Annotated in this window: 16 protein-coding genes; 7 read left to right on the top strand and 9 right to left on the bottom strand. The window is 53.8% G+C overall.

Translation table 11 applies throughout. The features are described 5' to 3' along the window. Positions 1–12: 12 nt before the first annotated feature. The gene (locus LG297_RS16205) at positions 13–744 is read right to left on the bottom strand and encodes a hypothetical protein (protein ID WP_404422055.1); all 732 of its coding nucleotides are present in this window, start codon (positions 742–744) and stop codon (positions 13–15) included. A 208-nt stretch (positions 745–952) separates the two neighbouring features. Between LG297_RS16205 and LG297_RS16200 the strand changes: the two genes are divergently transcribed. Together LG297_RS16200 and LG297_RS16195 are read left to right on the top strand one after the other, a co-directional pair. Continuing rightward, positions 953–3,310: an ATP-dependent helicase gene (locus LG297_RS16200; RefSeq protein WP_404426959.1), complete on the top strand. Its 2,358-nt coding sequence runs from the start codon at positions 953–955 to the stop codon at positions 3,308–3,310. Between the two features lie 60 nt (positions 3,311–3,370). After that, positions 3,371–4,252, top strand: a complete 882-nt coding sequence (locus LG297_RS16195) for a 50S ribosomal protein L11 methyltransferase (RefSeq protein ID WP_404422053.1) — start codon at positions 3,371–3,373, stop codon at positions 4,250–4,252. On the opposite strand, the gene LG297_RS16190 is transcribed toward LG297_RS16195, so the two are convergent. The 6 genes from LG297_RS16190 to LG297_RS16165 all read right to left on the bottom strand — a co-directional run bounded on the left by LG297_RS16190 (position 4,249) and on the right by LG297_RS16165 (position 9,574). Continuing rightward, positions 4,249–5,010 carry a sulfite exporter TauE/SafE family protein gene (locus LG297_RS16190; protein ID WP_062947775.1) on the bottom strand — a complete coding sequence of 254 codons (762 nt, stop codon included), beginning with the start codon at positions 5,008–5,010 and terminating at the stop codon, positions 4,249–4,251. The genes LG297_RS16195 and LG297_RS16190 overlap by 4 nt on opposite strands. A gap of 159 nt (positions 5,011–5,169) precedes the next feature. After that, positions 5,170–5,910 (bottom strand): SDR family oxidoreductase, encoded by a 741-nt coding sequence (locus LG297_RS16185; RefSeq protein WP_404422051.1) that lies wholly within the window; start codon positions 5,908–5,910, stop codon positions 5,170–5,172. Between the two features lie 103 nt (positions 5,911–6,013). Further along, positions 6,014–6,961: a diacylglycerol/lipid kinase family protein gene (locus tag LG297_RS16180; protein WP_404422049.1), complete on the bottom strand. Its 948-nt coding sequence runs from the start codon at positions 6,959–6,961 to the stop codon at positions 6,014–6,016. Continuing rightward, the gene (locus LG297_RS16175; RefSeq protein ID WP_404422047.1) at positions 6,948–8,621 is read right to left on the bottom strand and encodes a phosphoethanolamine transferase; all 1,674 of its coding nucleotides are present in this window, start codon (positions 8,619–8,621) and stop codon (positions 6,948–6,950) included. Before LG297_RS16175 ends, LG297_RS16180 begins: the two co-directional genes overlap by 14 nt. Before the next feature lie 132 nt (positions 8,622–8,753). Beyond that, the gene (locus LG297_RS16170) at positions 8,754–9,293 is read right to left on the bottom strand and encodes a cytochrome b/b6 domain-containing protein (protein ID WP_404422045.1); all 540 of its coding nucleotides are present in this window, start codon (positions 9,291–9,293) and stop codon (positions 8,754–8,756) included. A gap of 2 nt (positions 9,294–9,295) precedes the next feature. After that, positions 9,296–9,574, bottom strand: a complete 279-nt coding sequence (locus LG297_RS16165) for a PepSY domain-containing protein (RefSeq protein ID WP_404422043.1) — start codon at positions 9,572–9,574, stop codon at positions 9,296–9,298. A gap of 168 nt (positions 9,575–9,742) precedes the next feature. Here LG297_RS16165 and LG297_RS16160 point away from each other — a divergent pair, with 168 nt between their 5' ends. The 4 genes from LG297_RS16160 to LG297_RS16145 all read left to right on the top strand — a co-directional run bounded on the left by LG297_RS16160 (position 9,743) and on the right by LG297_RS16145 (position 14,404). Further along, positions 9,743–10,399, top strand: a complete 657-nt coding sequence (locus tag LG297_RS16160; protein WP_404422041.1) for a response regulator transcription factor — start codon at positions 9,743–9,745, stop codon at positions 10,397–10,399. Between the two features lie 2 nt (positions 10,400–10,401). Continuing rightward, positions 10,402–11,802, top strand: coding sequence for a sensor histidine kinase (locus tag LG297_RS16155; RefSeq protein WP_404422039.1), 1,401 nt, complete (start codon positions 10,402–10,404; stop codon positions 11,800–11,802). A gap of 149 nt (positions 11,803–11,951) precedes the next feature. Next, positions 11,952–12,167, top strand: coding sequence for a hypothetical protein (locus LG297_RS16150; RefSeq protein WP_404422037.1), 216 nt, complete (start codon positions 11,952–11,954; stop codon positions 12,165–12,167). 215 nt (positions 12,168–12,382) lie between these two features. After that, on the top strand, positions 12,383–14,404 hold the full coding sequence (locus LG297_RS16145; protein WP_404422035.1) for an aminopeptidase P family protein: 2,022 nt from the start codon (positions 12,383–12,385) through the stop codon (positions 14,402–14,404). Positions 14,405–14,455: 51 nt separating this feature from the next. On the opposite strand, the gene LG297_RS16140 is transcribed toward LG297_RS16145, so the two are convergent. Next, complete coding sequence (locus LG297_RS16140; RefSeq protein WP_404422033.1) at positions 14,456–15,154, bottom strand: LuxR C-terminal-related transcriptional regulator; 699 nt, start codon at positions 15,152–15,154, stop codon at positions 14,456–14,458. A 684-nt stretch (positions 15,155–15,838) separates the two neighbouring features. Between LG297_RS16140 and mgrA the strand changes: the two genes are divergently transcribed. Next, on the top strand, positions 15,839–16,894 hold the full coding sequence (gene mgrA / locus LG297_RS16135) for an L-glyceraldehyde 3-phosphate reductase (protein WP_404422031.1): 1,056 nt from the start codon (positions 15,839–15,841) through the stop codon (positions 16,892–16,894). Between the two features lie 58 nt (positions 16,895–16,952). On the opposite strand, the gene LG297_RS16130 is transcribed toward mgrA, so the two are convergent. Continuing rightward, the gene (locus LG297_RS16130) at positions 16,953–17,858 is read right to left on the bottom strand and encodes a LysR family transcriptional regulator (protein WP_037992114.1); all 906 of its coding nucleotides are present in this window, start codon (positions 17,856–17,858) and stop codon (positions 16,953–16,955) included. Between the last annotated feature and the right edge of the window lie 113 nt (positions 17,859–17,971).

Here is a 17,971-nt window from a genome sequence, read left to right as displayed (position 1 = left end):
AAGTGAACGGTATTACGCCATCAATTGCGCCATCAGGCGGTTGTCGAACGGTGTTGCGCCATTGCCGGTAGTGGTGGCTGCGTCGTCGCTTGTGCTGCTGGCAGACGGGGTTTCGTCCGCCGGGGCGGCAGCCATCAGTTCGGCAAGGCTGACAATTCCGTCTTCGTTGGTATCAAGCGGGTCGTAACTTTCGGTATCGGATGTTGCGGCACTGCCACCGTCCGATGAACTGCCCGTGCTCTCGTCCGCAGTTGCCGTGGCCGTTGTGGAACCGGGTGGGGGTGCCATGCTTGTCAGGTAATCGTCTTCGGAAATGCTTTCGGCTTCGCTACCTGCCATCATTGACCACAGGTTTTCGGCCATTTCATCGCTGACATCGTCGGGGTTGCCTGCCAGGAATTCATCCTTGGTCAGAGTGCCGTCATCATCGGTATCAAGGTCATCAAACAGTTGCTGCGCGTCAAAATCGCCATCGGTGGTCGATGTATCGGTGCTTTCCTGCATTTCCAGCAACATGGCTTTGATCTGATCGGAAAGCTGATCCACGTTGCCCTGTCCGTTGGTGGCAATTTCCGAAACCGCGTCGACGGCCTGGGTCGAGGCCGTGCTTTGCGCACTGGCGAGCGCAAAGGCACCAATGCCTTCTATGCCGCTGCTGCTTTCGGTAGACTGGCTGCTGGACGATGATTGTGACTGGCCAAATATTTGCGCAAGACTGGCACTGAGACTGTTGATGCCGCTCATCAGGGGCTCCTTGCGTGGTGATTGTCGTTATGACTGTTCACGCGAGGCGCAGGAAAAACTGGCGCCCAAAAGCAGGCGGAAAAAATATTTTCAGGGAAAAAATTGGTCGACGTTCCTGATTTGTTGCACAATAAGCAACCCGATATCGCCACTTGATTGAATGCCAATACTGGCCCCGTTTGCAGAGCATGTTATATATCCCGACATGATGGATGATCCCTTTGAAATCGATGAATTCGCCGCAAGCCCGGAAATGCGCCTTCAGGACGCACCCGCACCGGATTACCTTGCCAATCTGAATGCCGAGCAACGCGAAGCGGTCGAAACGCTTGATGGCCCGTTGCTGGTGCTGGCTGGTGCAGGAACCGGTAAAACGCGCGTTTTGACGACGCGACTGGCTCACTTGCTGGAAACCAAGGGACAGACGGAGCACCTTCATCCGCAGCAAATCCTTGCCGTGACCTTTACCAATCGCGCGGCCAAGGAGATGCAGGAACGTGTCGCCCATGCGCTGGGCCGTCCGGTTGAAGGATGGTGGCTGGGGACTTTCCACTCGCTTGCTGCCCGCCTGCTGCGCCGCCATGCCGAACTGGTCGGCCTGCAATCAAACTTCACGATCCTTGATAGCGACGATCAGGTCCGCCTGCTTAAGCAGATCATGGATGCCGAACAGATCGATCAGAAAAAATGGCCCGCCAAGCAGCTGATGGGGATCATCCAGCGTTGGAAGGACAAGGGGCTTTCACCCGAGCGGGTCAATGAAAGTGTCGAGTTCGCCAATGGCGGGGCCAAGTACCTGTATAAAATCTATCAGGAACGTTTGGCGGTTCTGAATGCGGCCGATTTCGGCGATCTTTTGCTGCATTGCCTGACCCTGTTCCAGAAACACCCGGAAATCCTGCGCCGTTATCAGGAAACCTTCCGCTATGTTCTGGTCGATGAATATCAGGATACCAACGTTGCGCAGTATCTTTGGCTGCGCGCATTGGCGATGGTTCATCGCAATATTTGCTGTGTCGGTGATGACGATCAGGCGATTTATAGCTGGCGCGGGGCCGAGGTCGGCAACATCCTGCGCTTCGAGTCCGATTTCCCCGGTGCCAAGGTCGTCCGGCTGGAACAGAATTATCGTTCCACCCCGCATATTCTGGCCGCTGCGTCCAAGCTGATCACCTTTAACGATGGTCGTCTGGGTAAGGAGCTTTGGACCGAACTTGATACCGGCGAGAAGGTCTTCGTCAAAGGTGTCTGGGATGGCGAGGCCGAGGCGCGACTTGTTGGCGAGGATATCGAAGCCCTGCAAAGCAAGGGTATTGGTGCATCCCGGATGGCGATCCTGGTCCGTGCCGGTTTCCAGACCCGCGAGTTCGAGGAACGGCTGATTACGCTGGGTATTCCGTACCGGGTTGTGGGTGGTCCGCGTTTTTATGAACGTCAGGAAATCCGCGATGCGCTGGCTTATATCCGCATGGTCGCCCAACCTGATGACAGCCTTGCGTTTGAACGCATCGTCAATGTGCCTAAGCGCGGGGTGGGGAAGGCAACGCTGCAAACCCTGCATCAATATTCGCGTGATCAGGCGGTTTCGCTTCCGGCGGCTGCCCTTGATCTGATCGGGACCGAGAAACTCAAACCCAAAATGCGTCAGGCGATTGGCGGGTTGCTGGGCGATTTCAAACGCTGGCGCGAGATGCTTGAAACCACGTCGCATGTGGCGGTGCTTGAAACGGTGCTTGATGAAAGTGGCTATACCGATATGTGGCGGACATCCAAGGAAATTGATGCGCCCGGCCGTCTGGAAAACCTCAAGGAACTGGTGTCCGCGATTGGCGAGTTTGAAAACCTGACCAGCTTCCTTGAGCATGTGTCGCTGGTGATGGAAAACGAACAGAACGCTGATCAGGAAAAAGTCACCATCATGACCCTGCATGCGGCCAAGGGGCTTGAATTTGACTATGTCTTCCTGCCCGGCTGGGAAGAGGGCGTTTTCCCCCATCAGCGCGCCATGGATGACAGTGGTGTCAAGGGCCTGGAGGAAGAACGTCGTCTGGCCTATGTCGGCATCACACGCGCGCGCAAACGCGCCACCGTTTCCTATGCCGCGAACCGGCGGATTTATAACCAGTGGCAATCGGCCCTGCCGTCGCGCTTTGTTGATGAACTGCCCGACGAGCATGTTGAACGCATCAGCGACACCGGCCTTGGCAATCATCGTGGCAATGTATCGCCCGGTGCATGGGGTGCCGATGACTGGATGAAAATGCCAAGCTGGGCGGATAACAAACCGGTGGAAAGCTATAACCCCTATGGCGGGACCGGCGAGCGCCGGTTTGCCAGCGCGGGATGGCAGGACCGGGTGCGCAAAAACGTGATTGATGTAAAGCCGGATGGTGAAACCAGCTACACGACCAATTCGAAATCATCGAAATACAAGGTCGGCGATGCGGTACGCCATCGCAAATTCGGCCCGGGCACCGTCAAGGCGGTCGATGGCAACAAACTTGAAATCCATTTCGAAGGTGTCGGCACAAAGAAAGTGGTCGACAGTTTCATCCTGCCGGGTTAAGCCGCCGGGAGATTATTTCTGGTGCGGTCAAATGGCCGCCGCAATCTTGCGAGAAGCGATATGACCGAAACCGTTCGTTGCTATAATTTCACCTTCGAGGTCGATGGCAAATATGCTCCGGCCTTTGCCGAGGCGTTGTATGAGCATTGCGATGCCCTGTCGCATTTCGAACGGCAGGGCGATCCGACGGCCCCCTGGAAGGTCGAAGGCTTTTCGGGCGATCACCTTGACAAGACCGCGGTTGAAACCGCCGTATCATTGATGGCCTCGGCCGTTGGTGTTGACGTGCCGGTCGTCGAATTTGGCACCTACGAACCCAAAGACTGGGTCAGCGACAATCTGCGAAGCTTCAAACCGATTTCAGTCGGTCGGTTCTATGTCCATGGCTCGCATTGGGAAGACGGCGTACCGGTGGCCAAAACCGGTCTGCAGGTTGATGCCGGTCTGGCATTCGGGTCGGGCGAACATCAGACGACCAAGGGTTGCCTTGCGGCAATCGACTGGATCGCCAAACATTCGTACCGTTACAACGCGCTTGATATGGGCTGCGGGTCCGGCATTCTGGGCATGGCATGTGCCAAAACATGGCGCTGCCCGGTAATGATGGCCGATATTGATGCCGCATCGGTGCGCGTTGCCCGTGAAAATGCCCGGATCAACAAGATCACCGATCTGGTCACCGCGATCCATTCCAACGGCTTTAGCGACGTGCGCATTCGCAATGCCGGTTATTATGACATTGTCTGCGCCAATATCCTTGCCCGTCCCTTGCGCCATATGGCGCGCGACCTGCGTGGGACGCTGGCCGATGGTGGGTATGTGGTTCTGTCAGGGCTTCTGTCCCATCAGGAACAGTTTGTCCTGTCGGCCTATCGCGATGTTCGCCTGTCACTGGTCAAGCGTTTCCCGGTCGAGGAATGGACGACGCTGGTGGTTGGCTAGGCCACCAGCAACGCACTGACAAACCGGTAAATCCCGAACCCGCCAAGGATCACGATCAGCAATCCGACCGCGATCATCAAAGGTTTGCGCGGAATGATGCGGACAAGCACGGCGGCAAGCGGTGCGGCGGGCACGCCGCCAATCACCAGTGCTAGTGCCGCCATCCCGAAACTTTCCAGTCCGAAATGCCCGGCAAAGGTCACGGTGATCATCACCGTGACGAAAAATTCCGATGCTGCCGAGGTACCCAGCATCCGGTGCGGTTCGGCATGGCCGCGATAAACCAGCGTACTTGATACGATCGGTCCCCATCCGCCGCCGCCAACCGCGTCAAGGAACCCGCCAACCAGACCAAGCGGGGCAAGTCCGCGCATGGCCGCAGGCGGTTGTACCTTGCGCACCGCCTTGGCAATGACCAGAACGCCCAGCGCGCTTAGATAGAGGGCGACAAACGGCGCAAGATATTCGCCGATCCCGGATGACAGCAACGCGGCCCCGGCGGCCCCGCCGATGGAACCGGCAATCGCCAGTGTCCTGACCATTTTCCAGTCAACATTGCGCGCGAAATGATGCGATGTGCCGGAAACGGCGGTGGTGAAAACCTCGGCGGCGTGCACTGTGGCACTGGCTTGCGCCGGGGGAAGGCCGATGCTGATCAGAAGCGAGGTCGATGTCAGGCCATAGGCCATGCCCAGCGCACCATCAACAAGCTGTGCGGCAAAGCCGATCAGAACGATCCACCAGAAAAAGTCGTCCATTTATGTGCGTTGCTCCAACAAGAACACAACGCCGGAATTGTATCGACAGGCCGCGTTTTTGATATCGGCAAATGTGCGGCTGCTGGAATGTCCGTCATGCATAAATGCCGCAGGACATTTTTGTGATTGTCGGGGTGATAGGGCTGTTTGCGACCTGGCTTAACGCCCGCCTGAAATATCAATCAGTGCGCCGGTAACATAGGACGCATCATCTGACAGCAGCCAATAAATCAGATTGGCGACCTCGTTTGCCTTGCCCGCCCGCCCAAGCGGGCAGTTGGGACCAAGTTCGGTAACCCGTTCCGGTCGGCCGACACTGCCATGAATATCGGTGTCAATAATGCCCGGTCGCACGGCATTGACCCGAATGCCCCTGGGGCCGAGTTCCTTCGAAAGACCAATGGTCAGGGTATCAATCGCGCCCTTGGACCCGGCATAATCGACATATTCACCGGGTGATCCGAGTTTGGAGGCCATCGACGATACATTGACGATTGAACCACCGGTATTTGACAGGGCGCGTGCGGCCTCGCGGGCAACGATATAGGCCCCCAGAACATTGGTATCAAACACCGATTTCATCCGTTCGATGCTCATATCCGCCAGATCGCTTTTGGGGGCAACGATCCCGGCATTATTGACAACCGCATCAATTGTGCCGAACCGGTCAAGCGTTGCCTGAAACAGGGCAACGACATCTTCTTCGTATTTCACATCGCATTTCTGGGCAAAGACATTGCCGGTCCGTCCCGCCCGTTCACACAACGCACAGGTTTCATCGGCACTTTCCTTGTTGCCGACATAGCTGATGGTGACGTTCCAGTCGTTTTGTGCGCACAGAATGGCAGTGGCGCGACCGATGCCGCGTGATCCGCCGGTGATCAGAACGGTTTTTGTCATGGATGTATCCCCGAAAATCAACGTCGGGCGATACTATGGCGCGGCTTTTGCCGCAGGGTCAAAAAGAAATCTGTGATTTGAAAGGCGACCTTGCCGGGGCCGTTTATGAAATGGGCATGATCAGCCTGATCGCTTGGTCTGACAGACAGATATGGCACGGAAGTTTTCCCCATGCTTCGCCATCGATTTGCAAAGAGGCATCAGGGATAGAAGAATTGATCGTAATTTCTTTTGTTTTGATGATCCTTACGTCTTTGCTTTGGGATAAACGACTGTAAAGCAGAGCCAACGCATAGCGCAATTTGGCGATGCGTCCGGTTGCGGAAAGGATAACGATATCAAGGTTATGGTGTCGCAGACTTGCATCGGGGGCTAGGATATACTTTCCTGCGTAATGGGCTGCATGTGTTGCAATAACGCCGGTGGCACGAGTTGTCTGGCCGTTGGCAGTGATAGTAAAAACCGGTTGGTTTCCACGCAATGTCGTGATCAATCCTTGCCAGACATAGGCACTCTTTCCGATCCATCGTTTGAGACGAGGCGATATGTCTGCGACTGTTTGGGCATCTGCCCCCACACCGGCCATCAGCATGAATGCCCGATCGTTTGCCATACCCGGAAATATATCTGCTTCAACACCGTTTTGCATGTAGTCTGCAATAGCCTCGGTGCGAAAATCCATTCCGATTTCGATGGCAAGCACATTGGCAGTTCCCATCGGAATAATACCAAGCGGCGGAATGTTCCGCCCGATTATGCGGGCATCGACCAAACCGTTTAGCACTTCGTTGATCGTACCGTCACCACCTGCCACAAACAGTCGGGTTGTTGAAGGTATCCGGAACGCGATTTCGCGGGCGTGGCCGGGATGGCGCGTTTCAACCAGCGTGATATTGCCGGGGAGTCTGCTAAATATCTCTAACAGATATTTGCGATTTTCTCTCCCGGCACAGGGATTAAAGATTACTGTGATACTGGGGATGGTAATGTTTGATTCGACTGACGAATATGCCGAGATGTTTGCAACTTCGTCCGAGTTACCGATCCGCATTTACAAGATCCTTGCCGTTTTCGCAGGAGGCAAAAATATCGGACTTGTGATCGTAAATGCTTGTTTCAACTTGCATCAGTCCAAGCACCGTTGAAAACAGATTATCCTGGGAATAGCTGTTTTCCTTGGAAATCGTATTGATACAGTCACGGTCAATATGCCGGGTGCTGGCAAAGGCAGCGGACATCCACGCCATCATCGGAATATGGGTTTGCTCTTCGGGGGCAAAGATATAAGGCGCACCATGCAGGTATAATCCGCTTTCTCCGAGAGACTCTCCGTGGTCGGAAAGATACAGCAACGCCGGATTGTATGCGTCGTCGTATTCCGTCAGTTTTTCAATCATCTGTGTTATCACGAAGTCGGTATAGCGGATGGTATTGTCATAAGTGTTGACCAGTTCCTGCTGCGTACAGTTTTCAATGTCCTTGCGGGGGCAATCCGGGGTGAACTGGCGAAAGTTTTCAGGGTAACGTTCAAAATAGGTTGGCCCGTGACTGCCGATCAGATGCATGACAATCAGCTTGTCGCCTTTACCCATATCCAAGATTTCTTGATCAATGTTTTCAAGAAAAGCTTCATCATGGCATGTGCCATTGTGACAAAGGTCGGGAAAGTCATCTGTTGATATCTTGACGGTGGGAACGCGGTCGCAAACGCCCTTGCAACCGCCGTCGTTTTCCTTCCATAGGACCGAAACCCCGGCCTTGGCAACGACATCCAGCAGGTTTTCACTATTGCGCGCGACACTTTCATCATAATTGGAACGCGACATTTGCGAGAACATGCAAGGTACGGAAATTGCAGTTGCAGTGCCACAGGATCGGACATTTTGAAACGCGATGACAGTGCCAAGTTTTTCGGTGAAGGGCGTCGTGGGGCGGTCATAGCCGTTTGCAGCCAGACTTGCCGCCCGCCCGGTTTCACCGATGACCAGAAACATCAGGGTCGGCTTATCCGCCTTCCGGACAAGGCGGGCGTCATTGCCAATTGTGCGAAACGGAATAGACCGGTCGCGATATATGCCTTTGACATAGCGAATTGTTCCGGTGATGTAGCTTATCGGGACGATTTCCTTACCAAGGATTTTGTTATTACGTCCGACGGATGCGTAATCCTTGAAATATCCGGCTGCTATTGTGCCGATACACAGGATGATAATTGCGGTCATCACGATCCGCTGTCCGATCCCGCGATAGAAAGACGTTGCATAGCGAACCGGCGTCAATACCAGCAGGATCGCAGGCAACAAGCCGGTCATGACAAACCAGAACACAGCCATTGGTGTCAGATAGGAAAAGGCCTCGGCAGCATTGGTTTCGGCAAAATTCCGGATCATGTCACGATCAAACACGATGCCGTATCGAACCATGCCATAACTAACCGGGGCGGATGTCAGAATCAGAACCGCAAAAAAAGGTTTAAGAACCGGTTTGAACGAGAACGGGATGAAAACGAGCAACAAACCAAGGAAAATAACCAAAGGGGCTGTTGCAGCAAAAACCGAATCATAATCATCAAGTGCACCAAGGATGCTGTAAAAATCACCCAATACAGTCCAGTTAAAGGCAACACAAAAATATAGGGCCAACGCGAAAAGTACGGCGCGGTAGTCAATATGCTGCAAATTTGGCAGGCGTCGGAAAATTGGAAAATGCATTGGTTAACGGCCCTGAACAAGAGAGAAAGGCGAAACGGATTTCCGGAAAGATGAAGAAGCTGGCCGGATCAGATGGTTGGCTGATCCGGCAAAAAAATCTTCGCAGTCAAGGGTATTGGGAGGTGATTTTGATCAGTTGACGTCATTACCGGCAGGGCGGCGTTTGCGACCCGACACCATTGCACGCACCAGACTTTCCTGATGACGGATACTGGCCAGGACAACCCCGGCAACGTGCAGGCCAACTAGCACAAGCAGACTATTGGCAAGAAATTCGTGCATTTCCTCGACCCAGTCCGAGCCCCAGAACATACTGGTGGTATAAAGCCAGCCGGTCAGAGCCGTACCCGTCATGAACAGCAAAAGCACAAGGATCATTGCAGCCCCGGCCGGGTTGTGCCCGATATAGCGTCTTTCCCGACCCTTCAGGATATCGGACAGATAAGCGACAACTTCTGTTGGACGGCGCAGAAACTGCGTGAAACGGGCGTGGCGGGGACCGATAAGCCCCCACAAAAGACGAAATGCGATCAGGGCAGCGGCGATATAACCACTGACCTCGTGCATGTCGTCCCATGTGTCGGCCGTAATCCACGCCACGACAAAGCATGCCACAAGCCCCCAGTGAAATACTCGGACCAGTGGGTCCCAGACTTTTACGGTAGCAACCATGATCAGTCCTTCCGTGGTTTAATCTGATCAAGGGTTTGAGGATCAAAATAGATTTCAACGCGCTTGCCATCCTGTGTAATGGCGTAAACCTCATAACAATTGTCTTCGGTTTTGATGTTCTTGATTTTCCAGCCTTCGGCTTCGAGCTTCTGCTGAAGGGTTTCACGTGGCTGCCATTGCTCCATCGGAGCCTTGCAGCGTTCCTCGTTCGCGGATGCAGCCATGGTTGATGCGACCAGAAGAGTTGCAAAGGCGGTCACCAGCGTGGTTGCGTTTTTCATCGTGTGTCTCCGGGCGGGATGTGGAAAACTCGTCGGCATGCAATCTGAAGGGCCAACCTGACAGCTAGCTGAACACGCCGGAAAAATGCCTTCAGGCTGTTGTCAGGAAACTGCGTCAATCTGACCTATGGGATTGTGTACCCATTGGATTTCGCGATGGAGAAGTGCATGAGGCTTTTGCTGATTGAAGATGAAGAAGCACTGGGCGCAGCACTTCGCGACCACTTGATTGCAGCCGGGCATGCGATTGACTGGGTGCAAACCGTTGGCGATGCATCCACCGCAATAATCGGTACGCCGTACGATATTTTACTGCTTGATCTCAATTTGCCTGATGGGCATGGCATCGACATGTTGCGATCATTACGCAGGCGGGGTGATGCGACGCCTTGTATCATTCTGACGGCTCAGGATCAGATTACCGATAGGATTGCCGGGCTTAATACCGGGGCGGATGACTATCTGGTAAAGCCTTTTGACCTTGACGAAATGACAGCAAGACTGGCGGCGGTTGCCCGGCGTTATTCGGGTAATCCCAATCCACTGATCCAGATTGGCGAAGTCGAAATTGATCTGGCAGCAAGAAGCGTTTTCCGGGCGGGACAGACCGTTGATTTGACAGCGCGGGAATGGGCACTGCTTGATCAGTTTGTCCGCCGTCCCGGTGCAACCCTGTCCAAACGCCAGCTTGAAGACGCGCTTTATGAATTTGGTGCTGAAATTGAAAGCAACACGGTTGAAGTATATGTCAGCAGGCTGCGCAAAAAGATCGGTGGAACCCTGATCAGGACTTTGCGCGGCGTCGGTTATCGGCTTGAGGGGTAGGGATGGCAGGTTTTTTCAGCAGCAGCCTGACTGCGCGGATTGTCGGGCGGGTAACACTTTGTGTCGTGACGCTATGGTTGGTCGCAGCGGGATTAGCAGCGATAGTCATTGACGAGGAACTTGGCGAAGCCTTCGATAGTGGCTTGCAGGAAACGGCGCGACGTAATCTTCCGCTTGCAGTCGAATTCATCATGAACAGACCGAATGGCAGCGGGATGACGGAATTGCCCGCGTTGCTTGATCATGATCGTCACGACGGGGAAGATAATGGACCCGGTGATAGCGGGGAATATCTTCTCTATCAGATGCGAAACGCGCAGGGCGAGGTGCTGTTGCAGACCCATGACGCGGGGCAGGTTGCCTTTCCCGCCCCGCTTGAAGCAGGGTTCTGGCAGGATAATATGTTTCGCTACTATACCGAGACGGCGATCAGCAGCACGTTGTTCTTGCAGGTTGCAGAGCCATTGGCACATCGGCGGGAGGCAACCTTTGAAAGTGCAGTTGCGGTTCTGTTGCCGGTAATTGTCCTGGTGCCGGCAATCATTGTGGCGATTTGGCTGAGCGTCCGCGCAGGTCTGAAGCCGGTTGCCCGCCTTCATAATGAAATCGATCTGCGCGGCAGTGGCAATCTTGATCCAATAGCGATTGAACATATTCCGGTTGAACTTGCCCGGATGGGACGCGCGGTCAATACGCTTTTGGTGCGCTTGAGAGCGGCGTTGAACGCGGAACGTTCCTTTGCATCCAACAGCGCGCATGAATTGCGGACCCCGATTGCAAGTGCGTTGGCACAAACACAGCAATTGCTTTCGGAAATGGCACCGGACAACATTCACCGTGCGCGGGCACAAAGGGTCGAACAATCGCTTGGTCGGCTGCGGCGTTTATCGGAAAAACTGCTGCAATGGTCGCGCGCCGAGGCCGGTATTGGCAAAAGTGACCAATACCATAATCTTGATGCGATTGTGGATATGGTGGTTGAAGATATCCGGCGCAGCAACCGGTTCGGGGATCGTATCGATGTGATGCGTAACGGGGTTGCGCTTTGGGCGGCAATTGATCCGGATGCCTTTGGTATCTGTGTTGGCAATCTTCTTGAAAATGCATTGATGCATGGTGATGCCGATCAGGCAGTCTCTCTGCGCGTCGAAGGTCCGGATACATTGATTGTGGAGAATGCCGGGCCGACTGTACCCGACAATATTCTGGTTCGCCTGACCCACCGGTTTGAACGTCATGGCAAACATCCCGAAAGTTCGGGGCTGGGCTTGTCAATTGTTTCGGCGATCATTGGACAGGCTGGTGGGCAATTGGAGCTTATCTCGCCACGACATCGCATGATGGACGGATTTATGGCACGCCTGACGCTGCCTGGAAAAAGAAACGGCCCTGCTGTGGAGTAGCAGGGCCGTTTCAGAGGGAAAGACAAAAAAAGACCGCAAGGATCGCGAACCTTCGATCCTGCGTGGCGTCCTATGGCATGAAAGACCTGCGCGGGCGGGATTGATCCCTATTCCCTGCCCATTGCTGCTACCGAAAGGGTCTGACCCCGATGGTGACTTTCAGCGTCGTCTGCCAGATTGGCAGGGCCTGTATCGAGGCCGAGCGCGACTCTTTCCGCAAGGCTGAGGCGCTCAAGACCGTCATAGGCCGTCTGACGACGACGCGATTGAACGACGCTCTGGACAGTAATTGGAAAACGGATCACCGTTTTGGTCTCCTGCAAATTGACGTCCCGACGGGCCATCTTTTTGTCACGCGCCTGTAATAGATTAAACATCTCTTAATTTGCATTGCGAAGCTTGCAGGGCTTTCATACCCATCATGCATGTGGTGGTATAGGCGTGACACCGGTGTAGTTTACCGGTCGTCCGATTGGTGTGTCCTGCCACGTTTTCTGGCATTCCATCTTGCAAGTGATCGGCGAAAACCCTTAGATAGCTTTGGTCGGATGCCGCCCCACGCACAGAAACGAGGATTTTGATGACCCTTCTCGGCGATACCCAACTTGCTGCCATGCTTGAACGCGACGGCGTCAACAAGGACGTTACTGCCATTGTCGATCTGATCGACGGTGTTCTTGCCAGTGCCAATGGCGATACGCGAACCGATTGGCTCGATCTGGTCGGTGGCAAACCTGGTGATGACCTGAAAGCTGCCTTGCTGTCCTTGCGCGATGAACGCAAATCGGAATTTCTGTATGCCAAGGACGGCCATGATGCCGCGGAGCGGATCGAAGCACTTCGCAAATATCTTGCGGCAAAGGGTGTCGATGGTTTCGTCGTGCCGCGTTCTGACGAACATCAGGGTGAATATGTTCCGGCCTGTGCCGAACGTCTGGCATGGCTGACCGGCTTTACCGGGTCGGCCGGGGCTGCGGTGGTGCTGGCCGACAAGGCCGCCGTGTTTGTCGATGGTCGTTACACCATTCAGGTCCGCCAGCAGGTCAACCGTGATATTTACGAATACCGCCATCTGGTCGACGAGCCGGTTGTCGGCTGGATCCACGACAATCTTAAATCGGGCCAGAAGCTGGCCTATGATCCGCATCTGCATACCGTCCAGCAGGCCGAACATCTGCGCGGTGCGTGCAAGGGTGTCGGTGCCGAACTGGTCGCAATCGAACCCAATCCGATTGATGTTCTGTGGCATAAACAGCCGGCCATGCCAGTAGCACCCGTGCGCCCGCATCCCTTGGAATATGCCGGTAAATCAAACGCGGAAAAACGCAAACAGATTGCCGAGATGCTCGAAAAGCTCGAATGCGACAGTGCGGTGATTTCCGCCCCCGACAGCATCGCGTGGCTTTTGAATATCCGCGGTGGCGATGTACCCCATATTCCGCTGCCGCTGGGATATGCCATCATCCATGGCGATGCATCGGTTGATCTGTTTATGGATGACCGCAAGTTTCCGGCGGAAACCGTGAAATGGCTTGAAAATGATGCGACCATCCGCCACCCCGGCGAACTCGAAGAAGCCCTTGGCGCAATGGGCAATCAGTCGGTTCGCCTGGACGAGGCAACCGCATCCGACTGGCTGCGCATGAAGCTTTCAGATGCCGGGGCGACCATGCGGATCGGGCGTGATCCGGTGGCATTGCCCAAGGCCTGCAAGAACGAGGTCGAGCTTGAAGGATCGCGCAAGGCGCATAAACGCGATGGCGAAAAAATCATTCGTTATTTCGCGTGGCTTGAAGAAGCCGCCGCCGATGGCAGTATTGATGAACGCATGGCTGCGGACAAACTTCTCGCACTTCGTGCCAAAGACCAGTTATTCCGCGATACCAGTTTTGAAACCATCCCGGGCAGCGGTCCGAATGGGGCGTTGTGCCATTATCGCAATACCCCTGAAACCAACCGGAAATTGTCACCGGGCGAGATTTTCCTGATCGATAGTGGCGGGCAGTATCTGGACGGCACCACCGATATCACCCGTACAACCGTGATCGGACAGCCGACCCAGGAACATCGTGACCGTTTCACTCGTGTGCTGAAGGGGCATATCGCACTTGCGCGCGCGATTTTCCCGGTCGGCACCACCGGCCAGCAGCTTGATACCCTTGCCCGTGCTCCGCTGTGGGAAGCCGGGCTTGATTTCGACCACGGTACCGGGCATGGCGTTGGCAGTTACCTTGGTGTTCACGAAGGTCCGCAGCGGATTTCCAAGGCCCCGAACAAAATCGCGCTTAAACCCGGCATGATCCTGTCGAACGAGCCGGGTTTCTATAAGGAAGGCGAATATGGCATTCGCATCGAAAACCTGATTGCGGTTGTCGAAGTCGATGGCCCGGTCGGTGCGGACCGCCCGATGCTGGGCTTTGAAACGCTGACCTTCTCGCCGATCGAACGCAAACTGATTGATCCGGAACTGATGACCAAGGATGAATTGCAGTGGTTGAACGATTACCACGCGCAGGTCTATGCCATGTATGCCGACGATCTTGACGAAGATCTTCTTGAATGGCTGCAAAGGGCAACGGCACCTTTGAATAAAAATGTGTAACGTTTGGTGGTAAAAAATCTCCCCGATTGTGAGGGCAATCGGGGAGATGTCTTACGACGCGCGTCGTGTCGCTGATGGTGTTTCTGATCGAGTTCGCAGTGCCCAAATTGCGGCTTGGGTTCTGTTGTCGACTTTTATTTTCCGAAGGATACTTTTCACATGAACTTTTACAGTGGCTTCGGAAATGTCCAGAGAAAGTGCGATTTTTTTGTTGGAGGCACCGTTGGTCAGGCATTTCAGGATTTCGATTTCACGCTCCGATAGATCAATATCGTCGTGCGATAGAATAGGAGCTGTATCGTTTCCGGACATGAAGCGGAAGCGGTCCATGATGATATTGGTAAGACTGGCCGGATAGATTTTTGCACCTTCACTGACAAGTGCGACTGCAAGCTCAATAGCGTTTTGCGACACATCGTCAAGAAGAGCTCCACTGACGCCAGCAGAAAATAGACCGAAAAGTTCATCTGCCGAATATTCGTGCGCAAGAGTCAAAAGGTGAATAGAAGGGTGGTTCACCTTGAAAGCCGACAGATGTTCGATCTGTTGAGAAAAATCATCAATGTTGAAAAGAACGGTGCTGAGTGACCGATTTTCATTCACCGCTTGTTCGAGATCCTCAAGGGAAGGAACGGCAATAACCGTGATGCCTTCAATGTGTGAAAGAAGGCCGGTAAGACCTGCACGAAGTAAAGAGCTGGAGTGCACAATAGCGACAAGCCGCTCTCCGCAACCAGAGTAGAAGTTCATACTTCACCTATTACATGGAAACTTTCTCTTTGTTTTCAGTGGTTTTCGATCTTACCCGATCTTCCTCCTTATCCATTTTATCAATCAACGGTATGATATCCGCCATTTTGTGCATGGCATTCAGCCATTTGGGGGTAGTAATCTGAAATTCATGAGTACTGATATGATGAAACTACTTCTCGGAACAATTTCGTCGGGAAGGCTTATAATTTTGGAAGGACGCTCGTCCGCAAAATATTTCAAATATCACAAGATTTTAAGTAGCCCTTCTATTACCTGAGAAGTTTCTTATACCATAATATAGGGTGCGCCCCTCATAGGTATGTAGAGTTTATTGGTATTTATAACAGCCTCTTAAATTGAATTTTATCCTGCATCCCGCTTTATTATTTTTAATCAATGTTTTAATTGAAATTTTTGAAAAATATCAATTATCCTTCAAATGTTTCAGTTTCGCGCATTTTGTAATGATAAATGTTGTTTCTCTATCAAGGGTTGTCGTCTTGATTTCCCAAAATGGAAAATTGACTCTCCAGTCGGCCGAGTCCTGTAAGGAAAACTCATACATCCCTGTTTTGCGATGATCTTGCGACCTGACAATCTTAACAATTTATTCTATGAGAGAGGCATTGGATCGATTCAATTGTGGGCATGTCCCCAAAAGAGAATGAGTAGGAGGACGACATGGCGTCAGTGGAAGAAGGCTGGAATGCCAATCCCGCGCGATACGACAACGCAACCTATAACCGGTCAGGCAAAAGCGGCCTGATGTTGCCGCAGATCACGCTGGGTCTTTGGCAGAATTTCGGTGGCGTTGACGTCTTTGAAACGCAGCGCGCCATGATCCGGCGGGCCTTTGATCGCGGTGTCATCCATTTCGATCTTGCCAACAATTACGGCCCGCCCCCCGGATCGGCCGAAGAAAACTTTGGCAAGGTGCTGGCAAAGGATTTTAAATCCCATCGTGACGAACTGGTGATTTCGACCAAGGCGGGCTATCGCATGTGGCCGGGGCCGTTTGGCGAATGGGGTTCGCGCAAATATCTGATTTCAAGTCTGGATCAAAGCTTGTCACGCATGGGGCTGGATTATGTGGATATTTTCTATTCGCACCGTGTTGATCCGAATACGCCGCTTGCCGAAACCATGGGCGCGCTGGATCAGATCGTGCGTTCGGGCAAGGCGCTTTATGTCGGTATTTCATCCTATTCCGCCGAAATGACCCGTAAGGCGCAGGCGATCCTGTCCGATCTGGGCACGCCCTGCGTCATTCATCAGCCATCCTATTCGATGCTGAACCGCTGGGTCGAAACCGAAGGTCTGCTTGATACCCTGTCCGAACTTGGTATTGGCTGCATTGCGTTCTCGCCGCTTGCCCAGGGACTTCTGACCAACAAATACCTGAACGGTGTGCCGGAAAATTCCCGTGCCGCGCTTGAAGGATCGTTCCAGTCCGGCATGCTGTCCGAAGACAACCTGAACCGTGTGCGCGCACTGAACGAAATCGCCAAACGCCGTGGCCAGAGTTTGGCGCAGATGGCGATTGCCTGGGTGCTGCGTCGCCCGGAAATCACATCAGCCCTGATTGGCGCGCGTCATGTCGAACAGCTTGATAACAGCCTTGATGCCCTGAACAATCTTGAATTCAGTGCCGAGGAACTGGCTGAAATCGATAAATACGCGACCGATGGCGGTCTGAACCTGTGGCAGAAATCATCCGATTCCGAAGCCCCGGTCTGATCGGTCCAAAGCCTTTCCAGCAAACCCCGGTACGTTCGTCGTGCCGGGGTTTTGTTTTTCAGTTATCGGCCATCGGCATGGTTCCCGCCAGATCGCGCAGGGTGTCAAGCACGGCCTTGGCCCCGGTACTAAGCGGGCGATCCTGAAGCCAAGATAACATTACCTTGCGCGATAGTTGCGGGTTAACAATCCGCCGCGCCTTGAGCCGCCCGGTCGAAAGCTCCATCACAAGCGAACTTCGTGGCAAAACCGTATGGCCCAGATCGCGATGCACCAGATCGACCAGAACCCGCAACGCATCGGCTTCGACCACCGGGGTCAGGGGACGACCGGCACGGAATGCTGCTTCCTGCATCTTGGCGCGCAGCCCGTGTTTCGGGGTCGGCATGATCAATGGCAATGCCAGAACATCTTCATAGGCAATTTCGGTTTCGCCTTCGCCAACGCGCGACGGATGAGAAATCAGAAACAGGTCTTCGCGCCACAATGGTTCTGCATGCAGGCTGCGCGATATCATACCGTCATGCAGGATGCCGATATCAAGACGGCCCGATAGCAATCCTTCCTGAACGTCACCTGTCAAATCCTCGGCAATCGAGATGTTCAGATCGGGATAGCGTTCACGCAACGCTTCGACTAGTGCGCCGGTAATGACGATCCCCGCACTGGGCGGCACACCGACATGAACATGACCGGTTACCTTACTGCGTCGCGCCGAAAGATCGGCCTCAAGGCGGGCCAGATCGCCGAGAATAACCCGTGCCCGTTCCGCCAGCATCTGACCGGCTTCGGTCAGTTTGACCCCGCGTCCGGTCCGCTCCAGCAGGCGGGTATCAAGTGCCTCTTCCAGAAGGTTAAGCTGCCGGCTAAGGGCTGGTTGCGACAGGTTCAACCGGTCGGCTGCCCGCGACAGACTGCCAAGTTCGGCGATATGCACAAAGCTTCGAAGCTGTTTGATGTCCATTTCATGGTCCCGAAAACGGAAACGGCCGGATCAATATCGCAAAAGATATAGCAATTACTGATATCTGATAACATTTAATTCGAATTGAATAATGACTAGGCGGAGCAGATAGT

The sequence above is a fragment of the Thalassospira australica genome, assembly GCF_044790785.1.
Taxonomy (GTDB): Bacteria; Pseudomonadota; Alphaproteobacteria; order Rhodospirillales; family Thalassospiraceae; genus Thalassospira; species Thalassospira australica_A.
The sequence above is the reverse complement of the archived record's forward strand: the minus strand, read 5'-3'. Positions and strand labels throughout refer to the sequence as shown.

Excerpts from the sequence above, each read along its gene's own strand:
- LG297_RS16205 (WP_404422055.1), bottom strand. The coding sequence starts at position 744 with ATGAGCGGCATCAACAGTCTCAGTGCCAGTCTTGCGCAAATATTTGGC.
- LG297_RS16200 (WP_404426959.1), top strand. The coding sequence starts at position 953 with ATGGATGATCCCTTTGAAATCGATGAATTCGCCGCAAGCCCGGAAATG.
- LG297_RS16195 (WP_404422053.1), top strand. The coding sequence starts at position 3,371 with ATGACCGAAACCGTTCGTTGCTATAATTTCACCTTCGAGGTCGATGGC.
- LG297_RS16190 (WP_062947775.1), bottom strand. The coding sequence starts at position 5,010 with ATGGACGACTTTTTCTGGTGGATCGTTCTGATCGGCTTTGCCGCACAG.
- LG297_RS16185 (WP_404422051.1), bottom strand. The coding sequence starts at position 5,910 with ATGACAAAAACCGTTCTGATCACCGGCGGATCACGCGGCATCGGTCGC.
- LG297_RS16180 (WP_404422049.1), bottom strand. The coding sequence starts at position 6,961 with ATGCGGATCGGTAACTCGGACGAAGTTGCAAACATCTCGGCATATTCG.
- LG297_RS16175 (WP_404422047.1), bottom strand. The coding sequence starts at position 8,621 with ATGCATTTTCCAATTTTCCGACGCCTGCCAAATTTGCAGCATATTGAC.
- LG297_RS16170 (WP_404422045.1), bottom strand. The coding sequence starts at position 9,293 with ATGGTTGCTACCGTAAAAGTCTGGGACCCACTGGTCCGAGTATTTCAC.
- LG297_RS16165 (WP_404422043.1), bottom strand. The coding sequence starts at position 9,574 with ATGAAAAACGCAACCACGCTGGTGACCGCCTTTGCAACTCTTCTGGTC.
- LG297_RS16160 (WP_404422041.1), top strand. The coding sequence starts at position 9,743 with ATGAGGCTTTTGCTGATTGAAGATGAAGAAGCACTGGGCGCAGCACTT.
- LG297_RS16155 (WP_404422039.1), top strand. The coding sequence starts at position 10,402 with ATGGCAGGTTTTTTCAGCAGCAGCCTGACTGCGCGGATTGTCGGGCGG.
- LG297_RS16150 (WP_404422037.1), top strand. The coding sequence starts at position 11,952 with ATGGTGACTTTCAGCGTCGTCTGCCAGATTGGCAGGGCCTGTATCGAG.
- LG297_RS16145 (WP_404422035.1), top strand. The coding sequence starts at position 12,383 with ATGACCCTTCTCGGCGATACCCAACTTGCTGCCATGCTTGAACGCGAC.
- LG297_RS16140 (WP_404422033.1), bottom strand. The coding sequence starts at position 15,154 with ATGAACTTCTACTCTGGTTGCGGAGAGCGGCTTGTCGCTATTGTGCAC.
- mgrA (WP_404422031.1), top strand. The coding sequence starts at position 15,839 with ATGGCGTCAGTGGAAGAAGGCTGGAATGCCAATCCCGCGCGATACGAC.
- LG297_RS16130 (WP_037992114.1), bottom strand. The coding sequence starts at position 17,858 with ATGGACATCAAACAGCTTCGAAGCTTTGTGCATATCGCCGAACTTGGC.